Annotated in this window: 14 protein-coding genes; all 14 read left to right on the top strand. The window is 31.1% G+C overall.

Annotation, left to right across the window (positions count from 1 at the left end):
* Positions 1–238 precede the first annotated feature (238 nt).
* The 14 genes from Q0891_RS06855 to hisD all read left to right on the top strand — a co-directional run bounded on the left by Q0891_RS06855 (position 239) and on the right by hisD (position 15,975).
* On the top strand, positions 239–1,537 hold the full coding sequence (locus tag Q0891_RS06855) for a DUF4270 family protein (RefSeq protein WP_299100085.1): 1,299 nt from the start codon (positions 239–241) through the stop codon (positions 1,535–1,537).
* Complete coding sequence (locus Q0891_RS06850) at positions 1,530–2,765, top strand: hypothetical protein (RefSeq protein ID WP_299100083.1); 1,236 nt, start codon at positions 1,530–1,532, stop codon at positions 2,763–2,765. The genes Q0891_RS06855 and Q0891_RS06850 overlap by 8 nt, the downstream gene beginning before the upstream one ends.
* Positions 2,766–2,900: 135 nt before the next feature.
* Positions 2,901–4,229 (top strand): TolC family protein, encoded by a 1,329-nt coding sequence (locus Q0891_RS06845; protein ID WP_299100081.1) that lies wholly within the window; start codon positions 2,901–2,903, stop codon positions 4,227–4,229.
* Positions 4,230–4,240: 11 nt separating this feature from the next.
* Positions 4,241–5,443, top strand: a complete 1,203-nt coding sequence (locus Q0891_RS06840; protein WP_299100079.1) for an efflux RND transporter periplasmic adaptor subunit — start codon at positions 4,241–4,243, stop codon at positions 5,441–5,443.
* A gap of 10 nt (positions 5,444–5,453) precedes the next feature.
* On the top strand, positions 5,454–6,197 hold the full coding sequence (locus Q0891_RS06835) for an ABC transporter ATP-binding protein (protein WP_299100077.1): 744 nt from the start codon (positions 5,454–5,456) through the stop codon (positions 6,195–6,197).
* A 2-nt stretch (positions 6,198–6,199) separates the two neighbouring features.
* On the top strand, positions 6,200–7,420 hold the full coding sequence (locus tag Q0891_RS06830) for an ABC transporter permease (RefSeq protein WP_299100075.1): 1,221 nt from the start codon (positions 6,200–6,202) through the stop codon (positions 7,418–7,420).
* A 69-nt stretch (positions 7,421–7,489) separates the two neighbouring features.
* Positions 7,490–8,464, top strand: a complete 975-nt coding sequence (locus Q0891_RS06825) for a sensor histidine kinase (protein ID WP_299100073.1) — start codon at positions 7,490–7,492, stop codon at positions 8,462–8,464.
* 2 nt (positions 8,465–8,466) lie between these two features.
* Positions 8,467–9,195, top strand: coding sequence for a LytTR family DNA-binding domain-containing protein (locus tag Q0891_RS06820; protein ID WP_299100071.1), 729 nt, complete (start codon positions 8,467–8,469; stop codon positions 9,193–9,195).
* 130 nt (positions 9,196–9,325) lie between these two features.
* Positions 9,326–9,625, top strand: coding sequence for a hypothetical protein (locus Q0891_RS06815; RefSeq protein WP_299100069.1), 300 nt, complete (start codon positions 9,326–9,328; stop codon positions 9,623–9,625).
* 228 nt (positions 9,626–9,853) lie between these two features.
* Positions 9,854–10,444: a DUF6515 family protein gene (locus tag Q0891_RS06810; RefSeq protein WP_299100067.1), complete on the top strand. Its 591-nt coding sequence runs from the start codon at positions 9,854–9,856 to the stop codon at positions 10,442–10,444.
* 191 nt (positions 10,445–10,635) lie between these two features.
* Positions 10,636–12,669 (top strand): VWA domain-containing protein, encoded by a 2,034-nt coding sequence (locus Q0891_RS06805; RefSeq protein ID WP_299100065.1) that lies wholly within the window; start codon positions 10,636–10,638, stop codon positions 12,667–12,669.
* A 17-nt stretch (positions 12,670–12,686) separates the two neighbouring features.
* Positions 12,687–13,499: a prohibitin family protein gene (locus tag Q0891_RS06800; protein ID WP_299100063.1), complete on the top strand. Its 813-nt coding sequence runs from the start codon at positions 12,687–12,689 to the stop codon at positions 13,497–13,499.
* Between the two features lie 267 nt (positions 13,500–13,766).
* Positions 13,767–14,624, top strand: coding sequence for an ATP phosphoribosyltransferase (gene hisG, locus Q0891_RS06795; RefSeq protein WP_299100061.1), 858 nt, complete (start codon positions 13,767–13,769; stop codon positions 14,622–14,624).
* A 58-nt stretch (positions 14,625–14,682) separates the two neighbouring features.
* A complete protein-coding gene (gene hisD / locus Q0891_RS06790; RefSeq protein ID WP_299100059.1) occupies positions 14,683–15,975 on the top strand; it encodes a histidinol dehydrogenase in 1,293 nt (430 codons plus the stop codon).
* The last annotated feature ends 62 nt before the right edge of the window (positions 15,976–16,037 follow it).

Genomic DNA, 16,037 nt, shown 5'->3' with positions numbered 1-16,037 from the left:
TCTAGTAAAGAGATTCTCTATTTTAGAGTGCTAACTTACTAAGCCCAACTTGTACTATAATTATAAAATAGACTGACATACTTTTTTTGTAGACTAAACCATAATTTTAATCTACAAAACCGGCACTATGTTTTTATAGTATAAAATCTCGTCTTTGTAGATAAATAATTCTTATCAGTATATTTTACTTTTTATTACCTCTATTGATTAGTTGATTTGTATAAACAATACAAACCGAATGATTAAATATTATAATAAAATAGCAACGGTTATTGCATTAGCATTAATTGTAACCTCTTGTTCTACAGACACAGAGGTAGAAGGAATAAATGCTGGCGAAGATTTTACAAATACACATATTAGGGTATTATCTATTGATACTTTTTCCGTGGCATTTTCTACTATGAAATTCGATTCAATAATTACTTCTGAGAGTAGTAGTTTACTAATTGGTAAGTATATAGATGATGATATGGGTGTTGTAACAGCATCATCAAACTTCCAACTTAATACGGCATCTTACTATATAGATAACGATGCAATTCTAGATAGTGTTGGTTTAGTTCTTGGCTATGATACGTATTATTATAATGATACTACTCAGGTTTCTACACTAAACATCCATAGACTAACTGAAAAAATGAGTAGTGAAGATTCATATTATTATAATACTACAGAAACGTCTTATGAAGCAACACCATTAGTAAGCAGAACCTTTATACCTACACCAAGCAAAGATTCACTTTTTGTAACGTTACCTTATGACTTTGGCGAGGAATTATTTAATGATATTAGAGATAATAATATTACAGACAATGAATCTCTTTATCAAAAACTAAAGGGAATTACTATAAGACCTGGAGCAAATGACGATGGTTCAATAATAGGTTATTCCGTATCTAGTGAAGATACATATTTGAGATTTTATTATAAAATTCCAGATGAATTAGATACTGATGAATACACTTATGATTTATCTATAAATGAATTTTACAATCATATTGAGTCTGATGTATCAGGCTTACCCTTAGAATTAATAACTGATCAAGAATATAATTTATCATCCTCAGATAGTAATGGCATTAGTTATAATCAGTCTGGTACAGGTTATGTGACTAAAATTGAATTTCCAACATTAAAGGATATTTATGATGTAGGAGAATCTGGTACTATCTTAGAAGCTACCTTATATATTCAGCCAAATACAACGTCGCACTCTGATATTCAACCATTAAGCGATGCATTATTACTTTATACTATAGATCAAAATAACGATTTGGCAAGTCAAATTTCTAACAGTGCAGATGTGGTTAGTGCAAGCCTTACAACAGATAATTCAGAGTTTAATGAAATTTTATACACAATACCGGTTATAGATTTTATAGATCAAAAATTAAGTGAAAGTCCAGAAACGGAAGATGCTCTTATTCTAATTCCGAGTGATTACAATTCTTCTATAAACAAAATAATATTTAACGACAGTGAAAAGTCTGAATTCAAAACTAAACTAGTCTTAACCTATGCGATCTATGAATAAATTAAAATACACAATTATTTGTGCAATGACATTAGGATTATTTGGCTATTCTCAAACCAATAATTTAACGAGTTCTCCTTATTCATTGTTTGGTCTAGGTGTAGAAAGTAATTCTGGAACAGGCCGTAATAGTGGCCTCGGAAAAACAGGTATTTCTTTAGATGCAACTTATGGGCTTAATCTTTACAATCCATCTTCAGTTGCAACATTGCGTCCAGACGAGTTTTTTTTAGACGTTGGCGGTTCTGCTGAACTTGTTAGTTTTTCAGGTAGTGATACTGATGATTATCAATCGACTTATAATTTTACGAATGTTTCTGTTGGGTTTAATAGTGATGGTAAATATGGTTTAGCATTTACTTTAAAACCATCTACAAGTGTAGGATATTCACTAATTGGTCTGCAAAGTAATGTTGAAGGAAGTAGCGACGAGTTTGTAACAAATATTGAAGGTTCGGGAGGTTTAAACGAAATTAGATTAGATTATGGAAGAACTTATTTTAATAATCTAAATGTTGGTATAAAAGCATCATATTTATTTGGAAAAATTGAAGAAAGTGAATCAATTTTAACTACAAATAGTTTCTTAGAAGTTAACGAAGTTAACTATTACAGAGGAGCGCAATTAGGATTAGGTGTTCAATATAATCTTTTAGATAAGCACGCTTTTGGATTCACCATAGATTTCCCAACGGTTTTAAAAGGAACTAAAGATGTTGTGATTGGTAAATATTCAAATTTAGCATATACTTTACTAGAGGAAACCGAAGACGAAGAAATAGACAGTTTTGATATGCCATTAAAACTAGGTTTTGGTTACAGCACCAAAATAAAAAACTTAATGCTAACTGCAGATTATACTAAGAATCTTTGGTCTGCAACAAATCAATCTGATGCCATTGGCGATTATGTAGATCAAAATATTTATGGTTTTGGTGCATCGTATTCTGTAGATCCTAAAAGTTTTAAATATTGGAAACGCGTAGATTTTAGAATGGGCTTAAACTATAATTCTGGTTACTTAATGGTAGATGATACCAAAATTGATACTTATGCGGCATCGATTGGTTTAGGCTTGCCATTAGGTAAACGATCTTTACTGAATATTTCATATACTTTAGGTAAAAAAGGAACAACGGAAAGTATCCTAATAAAAGAATATGTAAACACTCTTAATATCAATATTTCTCTTTCTGATTTATGGTTTCAACAACGAAAATATAATTAAGATACCTATAAATAGGAAAAAAGACTTCTATAAAATAAGGCAATTAGTATAGAAAATAACCTCAAACGTCTATTAGACTTTATTTAAAATAGATATCGTTTCATCTTTGAAGTGTAAATTAAAAACACTGAAAACATGAAACGTTTTTTTATTATAATAACACTTATCGCTTCCCAGTTTGTCGTTGCACAAACAACGGATTCTACATCAACTAAAATTTGGACTTTAGAAGACTGTTTAAATTATGCACTAGAGAATAACATCACCATAAAAGATGCTAGTTTAAACCTAGAACAATCTGAAATCAATTATAGTGCAGCAAAATCTTCACGTCTTCCAAATTTATATGGATCTGCTTCAGAAACCTTCTCAAATGGAAATTCTATAGATCCTATTACAAGTGATTTCGTATCGGATCAGATTTATAGCACAAATGTGAGTTTAAATAGCTCATTCACTTTATTTCAAGGGCATCAAATAGAAAATCAAATACAGCAAAATGAGTTGTTGAAAAATCAAAGTGTGTTTTTACACGAAGAAACTCAAAACAATATCATTTTGAGTATTCTAGAAAACTATTTGCAAATTTTATATGCAAAGGAAGGCATAACTATCGCTGAAAATAATTTAATCGCAACTGAAAAAGAAGTTGAGAGATCTAAAGCACGATTAGACGTTGGCTCAATTTCGTTAAGTGATTATACAGAAGCGCAAAGCCAAGCGGCAACGAATAAATATGCAATAATAGCCGCTAAGAACACTTATCAACAATACATTATTGAATTAAAGCAGTTATTAGAATTAGATCCTACTGAAGACATTGAAATTCAAACCCTAAGTAGTGATACAAATTACGTTACACTTCAACTTGATAAGTTTTCAATTTATAATAGTGCTTTAGGGATTCTGCCAGAAATAAACGCAAGTAAACTAGGAGTAGAAGTGCAAGAAAAGGAATTAGAAATTGCAAAAGGTGCTTATCTACCAACATTATCTCTTGTGAGCAGTTTAGGTTCGGGATATACAAGTGTTAATGACAACAATTTCTCAGACCAATTCAATGTAAATTTTAATCAAAGAATTGGCTTGTCATTGAATATTCCAATTTTTAATAGAAATCAAACCAAGGCAGCTGTTCAATCGGCGCAAATAAATATTGAAAAGGCAGAAATTAGTAAGCAAACTACTGAAAAGGAAGTGTATAAAAAAGTAGAAACAGCCTATCAAAATGCAGTATCTACCCAAGAGCAAATGATTGCGGCAGAAGCGTCAAAAATCGCAGCTGAACAAACTTATAAACTTGCTCAAAAAAAGTACGAATTAGGTGCGTTGAGTACAACCGATTTAGTGATAAGTCAAAATACATCTACCAATGCACAACAAAACTATTTACAAGCGAAATACTTAAATATTTTATACCATCAATTATTACAATTTTATCAAGGAAACGACATTAAACTTTAATCATTTTAATCATGAAAAAAAATAAGAAAACCATAATAATTAGTAGTGTACTAGTAGTACTTGCTATAGTAGCCTTTAGTTTTTTTAAGGGTGAAGATACAGTAATTATAGAGCCAGAAACAGTTTTAGCAAAAAAAGCTAATGTTACAACTATGGTAACCGCAACAGGTACTATAGAGCCTATAAACCAAGTAGATGTTGGTACACAAGTCTCTGGTGTTGTAGAAAAAGTGTATGTAGATTATAACTCGATAGTTAAAGAAGGACAATTAATAGCAGAGCTAGATAAAACAAATTTACAAGCCTCTTTAACACAAGCACAAGCTGCGTATGATAATGCTATTAGTCAAAAAAATTATACTAAAACGATTTACGATAGACAGAAAACCTTATACGATAATCAAGTAATTAGTAAATCCGATTTTGATGATGCAGACTATAATTATCAAACTGCAAAAGGTACGGTAACACAACGTTATTCAGATTTGCAATCTGCCAGAACCAATTTAGGTTATGCTAATATTTACTCGCCAATAGATGGTGTTGTATTATCTAAAGATATTGAAGAAGGACAGACCGTTGCCTCAAGTTTAAGTACACCAACCTTGTTTACAATTGCACAAGATTTAAAAGAAATGCAAGTAGAGGCAGATGTAGATGAAGCAGATATAGGTCAAGTTATAGAAGGACAACGTGTAGAGTTTACTGTAGATGCTTATATAGGTGAAACGTTTAATGGTGTAGTAACACAAGTGCGTTTAGATCCTACAGTAACCTCAAATGTAGTGACTTACACTGTGGTTATTAAAGCAGAAAATGAAGACTTAAAACTGAAGCCAGGTCTCACCGCAACCATTTCTATTTTCACTTTAGAGTTAAACAAAGTCCTAACTGCTGAAGCTAAAGCGATCAACTTTAAGCCAGAAAAAGAAACGCTTACTGCTTATAATCAGCAACAGCAATTAGAAGCAAATAATGCAGAAAGATCTAGAAATAATCAATCGCTTTGGGTACTAGAGTCTAATGGTGCTATTACTCCAAAAACAGTAACACTTGGTGCCAGTGATGGTGTTAATGTGCAGATTTTAAGTGGTGTTAATGAAGGCGATAAATTAGTATACAGTTTAAAAGGCGTTTCTAAATCAGAGGCTGGAACTTCAGAAAAAAGCGAAAGCCCATTTATGCCACAACGTCCAGGAGGTAACAGAAAATAAGAGAAAAGCTATGAGTAAAGAAATTATAAAAATACAAGATTTAAAGCGTGAGTTTACCATGGGAACCGAAACGGTTCATGCGCTAAAAGGCATCTCATTTTCTATTCAAGAGGGCGAATTTGTAACCATAATGGGTTCAAGTGGATCTGGTAAAAGTACCATGTTAAATATTTTGGGTTGTTTAGATCAGCCAACATCTGGAGTATATGAAATTGATGGTGTGAGTATGAAAGATCTTAGTAGAAATGAACTGGCAACCATTAGAAATGAAAAGATTGGGTTCATTTTTCAATCCTACAATTTATTAGCAAGAACATCGGCTATAGAAAATGTAGAGTTACCTTTATTATATAACAGTAAAGTAACTTCTGAAGAGCGAAGAGAAAGAGCAATCAAAGCTTTAGAGATGGTTGGTTTGGGCGAGCGATTGCATCACACACCTTCGCAACTTTCAGGAGGACAACAACAGCGTGTAGCCATAGCAAGATCTCTAGTTAATAATCCGGTAATGATTCTTGCAGATGAAGCCACTGGTAACTTAGATACTAGAACCTCTTACGAGATTATGTCGTTATTTCAAGAGTTGAACAAAAAAGGTATAACCATAACTTTTGTAACGCATGAACCAGACATTGCTACGTTTAGTAGTAGAACTGTTGTATTAAAAGATGGTGAGATTATGCAAGATTATCAAAATCATGATGTACAATCTGCAGCAACTGAATTAGCAAAATTACCTAAACAAGACCATTAATTATGAGACTATTAAATTTATTTAAAATCGCAACAAAGGCAATTATTCTTAATAAAACAAGAACATTGCTTACCATGTTAGGTATCATCATTGGAGTAGCTTCTGTAATTGCTATGTTAGCTATTGGTGAAGGCTCTAAAGAAAGTATACGTACTACTATTTCTGCAATGGGTTCTAATATGATAACTATACAACCAGGAGCAGATAGTAGAGGACCAGCAAGAGGTAGTGGAGGAGATGTACAAACATTAACTTTAGCTAATTATGAAACTATAAAAGAGCAATCTAATTTAATTAGTTACATAACACCAGTAGTTAATGGTAACGGACAGGTTATTAATGGCTCTAACAACTGGCCATCTTCTATATATGGTGTAAACCCTGAATATTTAGATATTAAGGTTGTTGGTTTACAAAGTGGGAGTATGTTTACAGATGCAGAAGTTAAATCGGCTTCTAAAGTTGTTGTCATAGGACAAACCGTTGTAGATAATGTGTTTCCAGATGGTCAAGAACCTGTTGGGCAAATGATTCGTTTTAATAACATACCGTTTAAAGTTATTGGTGTTTTAGAAGAAAAAGGCGAAAACACTTTTGGTCAAGATCAAGATGATGTAGTTATTGCACCATACACAACGGTACAAAAACGTATTTTAGCAATAGATCATTTAAACCAAATTGTAGCTTCTGCAATTAGCGAAGATGATGCACCTGCAGCTGTAACTCAAGTGTCTGAAATTTTAAGAACAGAACATAAATTATTGGATAACGAAGAAGATGATTTTAGTGTGCGTTCTATGGAAGAGTTAATTTCTACTTTTAGTTCTACTAGCGAAATGTTAACCATTTTATTAGTTGCAGTAGCCAGTATTTCGCTATTAATTGGTGGTATTGGTATTATGAATATTATGTATGTTTCTGTAAAAGAGCGAACCAAAGAAATTGGCTTGCGTATGGCAGTTGGTGGTAAAGGCTCAGATATACTAATGCAGTTTCTTATTGAAGCTATATTAATAAGTATTACAGGAGGTGTTTTGGGTGTTTTATTAGGGCTAGGAGTAACGGTATTCATAGAAAAATTCTTAAATTGGCCTACAAGTGTAGCTTTATATTCTATTGTGATTTCCTTTGCGGTATGTGCTGTAACAGGTATCTTTTTTGGATGGTATCCAGCTAGAAAAGCTTCTGCTTTAGATCCTATAACTGCGTTACGTTACGAATAATATATTATGTATAAAAACAAAACAATTACGATCCTTTCCCATGTGCTTGTATGGCTAACCTTATTTTCCTTGCCTTACCTTTTATCGTATGGACAAGAACAAGAAATAGATAGGATAAAAGCACATTTTTGGATTCCATTATTTTTTTCAGCAATAGTATTTTATTTCAATTATTTTGTTTTAGTAGATCGTTATTTGTTTCCTAAAAAAATGCTGCAATTTATAATTATAAATTTAGCGTTTATAGCTCTCTTTTTATATTTAAAAGAATATATTGAAGATCATTATTTTCAAGAGTTAGTTAAAAAACGAATAGAAAACACAGGAAGAACAGAGCCTCCATTTAGAATGGCTTTATACATTCAAATATTGACTTATATGGCTCCATTGTTTTTCGCCATTGCTCTAAAAAGTACGCAACGTTGGGTAAAAACAGAGGCAGAACGTAAGGAAGCAGCTAATTTTAAGTTAAAATCAGAATTACAACATTTACATTATCAATTACAGCCACATTTCTTTTTTAATTCGTTAAATAATATTTATGCTATGGTAGATATTTCGCCAGATCAGGCAAAAACATCTATCCATAGTTTAAGTAAGTTAATGCGTTATATGCTATATGAAACTAATGTAGAATCTATTCTTTTATCTAAAGAAATAGATTTTATGAAAAAGTATATAGAGTTAATGAAGCTTCGTGTATCAGATAAAACAACTATAAGTTATAATTTTCCTGTAGAAGAAAAAGGAATTAAAATAGCACCTTTATTGTTTATCTCTTTAATAGAAAATGCTTTTAAACATGGTGTGTCTGCTAGTAAAGCAAGTTCTATAAAGATAAACATGACTTGTCACGAAAAAACAGTATTATTTACAATTGAAAATGATAATTTACCTAAAAAAACAGATGATAAAAGTGGTTCAGGAATAGGACTTCCTAATATTATAAAACGATTAGAATTGTTATATCCAAACAAAAATAATTTTAAGACTTTTGTAAAAGATTCTCGATTTGTAGCACAATTAGAAATTGAAACCAATTAAACATGAGCAGTATTAAAATAACATGTATTGTTGTAGATGATGAGCCAATGGCACTTAATTTAGTAGAAAGCTACGTTGAAAAAACGCCTTTTTTAGAATTAAAACAAAAATGTAGTAGTGCTATTGAAGCTATGGAATTTATAAAAACAAATCCTGTGGATTTATTGTTTTTAGATATACAAATGCCAGATTTAACAGGTATTGAGTTTTCAAAAATGTTACCAAAAGATACACGTGTCATTTTCACAACGGCATTCGATCAATATGCTTTAGAAGGGTTTAAAGTTGAAGCGATAGATTACCTTTTAAAACCTTTTGATTATGCAGAGTTTTTAGCTGCGGCTAATAAAGCCAATACTTGGTTTGAATTGGTAAAAGGGAAAAAGAAGCCTATTGTTTCGGAGGAAAAAGAATTCCTTTTTGTAAAATCAGAGTACAAACAATTACGTATTAAACTAGCAGATGTTTTATATTTTGAAGGTCTAAAAGACTATATTAAAATATGGTTGAAAGACAACCCAAAACCAATTTTAACCTTAATGAGTTTAAAATCTTTAGAACAAGAGTTGCCTGAAACTCAGTTTATGCGTATACATCGTTCTTTTATAGTATCCTTAAATAATATTGATGTTATAGAGCGTAGCCAAATCATTATTAGAGATCAACGTATTACTGTTTCAGAACAATATAAACCAAAATTTTTAGAGTTTATTAATAATAACTCTTTGTAAATCTTTTCAATTTTGTTTCGTCTATAAAATTATATAATTAACAGATATAAATTCTAGGTTGGTCTATTCTTCTTTAGAAATTCAATAGGTAGAATTACTTTTGCGTCAAAATTTATAAATAAATACAATTATGAAAAAAATCTTACTTTCATTAGCAGTAGTAATCACAATTTTTAGTTGTGATAGTGTAAAAAATGTTAATACTTCAAATTTATCAGATGCAGCAACATTATTAGGTTCATTAAGCTCTAATTCAACAGTTCAGCAAATTACTACGCTTTTTGGTTTGTTAGATACCAATAAAGATGAAGCTATTAGCTCAACAGAAGCTATTGGTTCAGTGTCAGATAATTTTAATGTGTTGGATACAGATAATAATTCTAGCTTAAACTTAACTGAATTAACAGGTTTACTAAGTTTGCTAAAATAAATAGAAACCCTTGATAATAATAAGGCATACATTAATTTGTATGCTTTTTTTGTAGCTTATAGTTAAAGTTAAAAATGCATATCTATAAAATAAGCCAATTGGTAGATGAAATTTAATGAAACATCTATTTCCTTTTTTTTACAGATATAATGCGAATATCTTTAAATTATCATTATGAAATTAAGTCATATATAATGAGAATAAGTTTAATCTTAAAATACAAATATTATGAAAACATTTATAAAAGCATTCATTTTGCCAGCCATAATTATAATGGCAACTTCAATAGAGGTAAATGCGCAAACAAAAAGGAATTCAGCAATAAAGAAAACGACGACTACAAAAAAGAATGTTGTCACTAAAATAAAAAGAATACCTAGTTCAAAAGTAACTTATAAAAAACCAACGAAAAAAGTGGTTTCAGTACGTTCAGTGCCTAATAAAAAAGTGGTAAAACATAAAGGACAAACGTATTACTATGCTAATAATAAGTATTACACGCAGTCTCAAGGCCGTTATATCGTTATAGCACCAAAAGTAGGTTTTAGAATTAAAGTATTACCTACACATTTTAAAAAGGTAAAACATAATGCCCATAATTATTATAATGTAGATGGTACTTTTTATGTACAAATAGATAATGAGTATGAAGTAGTAGAGCCAGAAATAGGAACAATTGTTTACGAATTACCAGACGACTACGAAAAAGTAAACATTGATGGTCTAACGTATTACGAGTATGCTAATATTTTATACGAAAAAGTACAAATAGATGGCACTAGAGCTTACGAAGTAGTGGGTATTATAGACATGGAATAGATAATATATTTGATTAGATTGATTAGTTGATTGATAGAAAAGGAGGATAGTTTTTATAATTATTCTCTTTTTTGTTTTATTAAGATTTTATAATAAATCTTCTAATTATTCGTAATTTTGAAACTTATGCGATCGTAATAATAAGAGAATGTAATTAACGTTTAAAAATTATTACATCCAGAATTAAAGTAATGCAAAACACAACAATATTTTACATAGCCATTGCTGCAGTTACAGCGCTTTTATTAGCGCTGTTTCAGTATATATATAAATCAAAATTTAAGTCTAATTTAAAACACCTACTTACAGCACTAAGAACCATTTCTATATTCGGTATTTTACTATTACTCATTAATCCTAAGTTTGAATCCTTTACGTATTTTGACGAAAAACCAACATTAGTGCTTGCTGTTGATAATTCAGAATCGGTTTCTTATTTAAAACAAGCCGATAATGCAAAGCAGTTGTTAGATGCATTAGAAGAAAATTCAGAACTAAACGACCGTTTTAACATTGAAACCTACAGTTTTGGCAAATCAGTGTCGTCTTTAGATAGTTTAAATTTTAACAAGCGTCAATCTAATTTAGCATTAGCACTAAAACAATTTGGCGAAGTCTATGCTAACCAAACAGCACCAATTGTAATGCTTAGCGACGGAAATCAAACCTACGGTTCAGATTATAGTTATGTAGCCAAAAGCATTAAACATCCTGTTTATCCGTTGATATTAGGAGATTCTACGGTGTATTCAGATTTAAGCATAAAGCAACTAAATGTTAATCGTTATGTGTACTTAAAAAATAAGTTTCCGGTTGAAATTATTGCAAACTACAGTGGTACGGAAAGCATAACTACAGAACTAAAAATTTGGTCTGGTAATTCCGTTGTGTTTAGAAAACAACTTCAGTTTAGTGCATCAAAAACCTCCGAAATTATATCAACAGCCTTAATGGCAAATAGTGTTGGTGTAAAAACGTATCGTGTTGAATTGGTGCCTTTAGAAAGTGAAAAAAATAAAGTCAATAATTCTAAGAATTTTGGTATTGAAGTCATAGACCAGAAAACAAATATTGCTTTGGTTTACGACAGAATGCATCCAGATTTAGGTGCACTTAAAAAGTCAATTGAAAGTAATGAGCGACGCAGCGTTTCAATATTAAAGCCAAATGATTATTTGTCTAAAATAAATGACTTTCAATTAGTTGTATTGTATCAGCCAAACAATACATTTAATTCAGTTTTAAAAGAAATTCAAGACCAAAAAATCAATACATTTATTATTTCTGGCGAAACGACCAACTGGAATATCTTAAATGAAAGTCAAGATTATTTCAAACAAAAAATAACAAATCAAACCGAAAATTACCAACCGAGTTTAAACAGAAACTATGGAACATTCATCGTAGAAAATCTCGATTTCAGTAGTTTTCCACCTTTAAAATCGGAGTTTGGAACACTTCAAATTTCAGTGCCTTTTGAAACTTTATTATACAAATCAGTAAACGGAATTACTACTGAAGATGTATTACTGGCCACGATTGAAGTCGACGGAACAAAACATGCCATTCTTAATGGAGAAGATATTTGGAAATGGAGAGCACAATCTTTTCTAAACACCAATAGCTTCAACAATTTTGATGAATTTATTAATAAATTCGTTCAATATTTAAGTTCTAATAAAAAACGAAAGCGTATCAATATTGATTACAAATCATTTTATAATGGAAATGATGATGTTATAATTTCAGCGCAATATTTTAATAAGAATTTTGAGTTTGATAATTCAGCTTCACTAAGTATCATCTTAAAAAATAAAGAAGATGAGAGTATTAGAGAAGTGCCTCTTTTGCTAAATAATGGCAACTACACAGTAGATTTAAGTGGTATTAGTGCTGGTTTATATGATTTTACGATAAAGCATAATTCAGAGTCTGTTTCATCCTCTGGTAGTTTCCAAGTTTTAGAATATAATGTGGAGCAACAATTTCTTAACGCAGATATTTCCAAATTAAAAGCATTGGCAATAAATAGCGAAGGTGAAGCTTATTTTGCCAATCAATCTCAATTATTAATAGAGCATCTTCTTGCAGATAAGCGCTATGCAACCATACAAAAAAGCACTAAAAATATCGTACCTTTGATAGATTGGAAATATCTGCTAGGCATCATAGTTTTAAGTCTTTTTGCTGAGTGGTTTATTAGAAAATACAACGGACTAATATAAACTAACATAAAATAAACATGGAAAAATTACCTAAAGTTGGATTGCCGATTTTAATCGGAATTATTATACTCGTCATTTTAGTGGCAAAATCAGCAGTAACCATTGGGCCAGGAGAAGGAGGCGTTTTATTTGAGCCTTTAGGAGAAGGGATTAATACAGAAAGAACCTATGGAGAAGGTTTTCATATTGTTGCACCTTGGAATGATATGATTATTCAAAAAGTACGTCAGCAATCTATATCAGATAACATGAATGTACTTTCTGTAAATGGACTAGATATTACCGTAAGTGGAACAATTTGGTTTGAACCTGAATATAAAAATCTAGGAAAATTAATTCAGACGAAAGGAGAAGATTACGTCAATGAATTATTGAGTCCTGCTATTAATGCAGCTGCAAAAAGTGTCGTAGGTCGTTATACACCAGAGCAATTATATTCTAGTAAAAGAGATATTATTGAGCTCGAAATCTTAGAACAAGTAAGAATAGAATTAGAAGGACAATACGTAAATGTAAAGCGTGTTTTAGTTGAAAACGTAAAACTACCTAACACTATTAAAGATGCTATTGAGCGTAAATTAAAGCAAGAACAAGAGTCTTTAGAATATGAGTTTAGACTAGAAAGTGCTAGAAAAGAAGCTGAAAAAGTAATTATTGAAGCTAAAGGTAAAGCAGAATCTAACCGTATTTTAAGTGCGTCGCTTACAGATAAGATTCTACAAGATAAAGGAATTGAAGCGACAGTAAAACTATCGGAATCACAAAATAGTAAAGTTATTGTTATTGGTTCTGGAGATTCTGGAATGCCAATTATTTTAGGAAATCAATAAAGTTTAAGTTGAAATAATAATTATTTCCTAAAAATGTGATTTTTTTAATCATAAATTAGGATTTAAAAATATTATTTCACAATCTTTGTAATAAGAAACAAAAACATGACATTTATTCAATTACATCATCATTTTCATACTAGCGATCAAGCGAGGTGAATTTGTATTGAATAATTTCAAGATATATTATAAAAACCCGTTTGAGAATTTCAAGCGGGTTTTTTATTTTTTAAACTCAGAGATTCTTAGACATTATCAAACTTAAAAATGAATAAACTAAAAATTGCAGTACAAAAATCAGGACGTCTTAATGAAGACTCCATGAGAATTTTAAAAGAAATCGGAATTTCTGTAGATAATGGCAAAGACCAACTTAAAGCGTCTGCACGTAATTTTCCTTTGGAAGTTTTTTACTTAAGAAATGGCGATATTCCTCAATATTTAAGAGATGGTGTTGTGGATGCAGCTATTATTGGCGAAAATGTTTTAATTGAAAAAGGAAACGATTTAACGATAGTTGAGCGTTTAGGGTTTTCTAAATGTAAAGTCTCTATTGCTGTACCAAAATCTTCAAACGCAACGAGTTTAAAGGATTTAGATGGTAAACGAATCGCTACGTCGTATCCAAATACAGTAAATCAGTTTTTAGATAAAGCAGGTGTAAAAGCCAATTTACACATCATTAATGGTTCTGTAGAAATTGCACCAAATATTGGCTTAGCAGACGGTATTTGTGATATTGTTTCTAGTGGAAGCACTTTATTTAAAAATGGACTAAAAGAAATAGATGTCTTATTAAAATCTGAAGCTGTATTGGCAACATCGCCTTTAATTTCTGAAGAAAATCAAGAATTGATTGATAAAATTCAATTTCGATTAAAATCTGTTTTGAAAGGAAGAGGTAGTAAGTACGTCTTGTTAAATGCACCAAACGAAAACCTTGAAAAAATAATTGGTTTATTACCAGGTATGAAAAGTCCAACGGTATTACCTTTAGCTACTGAAGGTTGGAGTTCTGTGCATTCAGTAATTAACAAGAATGATTTTTGGGAAATTATAGATGAATTAAAGGCAAATGGCGCAGAAGGTATATTAGTTTGTCCAATTGAAAACATGGTGCTATAAATTCCTGCGAAGACAGGAATCTCAAGATTATATTGAGTGCTTTAAGAATTAAAAAAATATGAAATTACATATTAATCCAGATAAATCAACCTGGTCAGCGTTGTTAAAAAGACCAACTCAAACCATTGGAGATATTGAAGCCACTGTAAAAACAGTTTTTAATGAGATTCAAACTAATGGCGATAGTGCAGTTGAAAAATACACATCAAAGTTCGATGGTGTTACATTAAAAAACAACATCGTTTCTAAAGAAGAAATAATAGAAGCAGCCAACAACGTTGATGAGAATCTAAAATCAGCAATACAACTAGCTAAAGCTAATATTGAAAAATTTCATAGTGCTCAAAAAACAGATAAAGTTTCTGTAGAAACCATGTCTGGTGTTGCATGTTGGCAAGAAAAACGACCTATTCAAAAAGTCGGACTTTATATTCCTGGAGGAACAGCACCTTTGTTTTCAACGGTTTTAATGTTGGCAGTTCCTGCACAAATAGCAGATTGCAAAGACATTGTGTTATGTTCGCCACCAAATAAAGAAGGAAAAATAGCTAATGAAATTTTATACGCAGCACAATTATGTGGCGTTACTAAAATTGTAAAGGTTGGAGGAATTCAAGCCATTGCTAGTTTAACTTTTGGTACAGAAACAATTCCACAAGTTTATAAAATATTTGGCCCTGGTAATCAGTTTGTAACGGTTGCAAAGCAATTAGCGACGCAATATGGTGTTGCTATTGATATGCCAGCTGGTCCAAGTGAACTTTTGGTAATGGCAGACGATTCTGCAAATCCGGCATATGTAGCTTCAGATTTATTGAGTCAGGCTGAGCATGGTGCAGATAGCCAAGTGATTCTGGTAACAACATCTAAAGATTTTGCAGATAAAGTAAGTACAGAAGTTGAAACGCAACTAGAAGCTTTGCCGAGAAAAGATATGGCTGAGATTTCCATTTCAAACTCAAAGTCAATTGTGGTTAATGATTTTGAAACTGCTTTAGAATTAATTGATGCTTATGGTCCTGAACACTTTATAGTTGCTACTGAAAACGATGATTTTTTTGTTGAAAATATCAGTAATGCTGGTTCTGTTTTTATTGGAAATTACACACCAGAAAGCGCAGGCGATTATGCTTCAGGTACTAATCATACCTTACCAACTAATGGATTTTCAAAAGCGTATTCAGGTGTGAATTTAGACAGTTTCCAAAAAAGTATGACCTTTCAAAAAATATCGAAAGAAGGGATTCAAAATATAGGAAATGCTATTGAACTTATGGCAGAAGCAGAAGGGTTGCAAGCGCATAAGAATGCGGTAACTCTAAGATTGAAAGACTTGGAGAAAATGTACTGAACTCGTTTCAGTATTATAAATAAGTTAAAAATAAAATGTTGTGTCATGCTGAACTTGTTTCA

Source organism: uncultured Winogradskyella sp. (assembly GCF_947498005.1).
Lineage (GTDB): Bacteria > Bacteroidota > Bacteroidia > Flavobacteriales > Flavobacteriaceae > Winogradskyella.
This window is presented reverse-complemented; position numbering and strand designations above follow the sequence as displayed.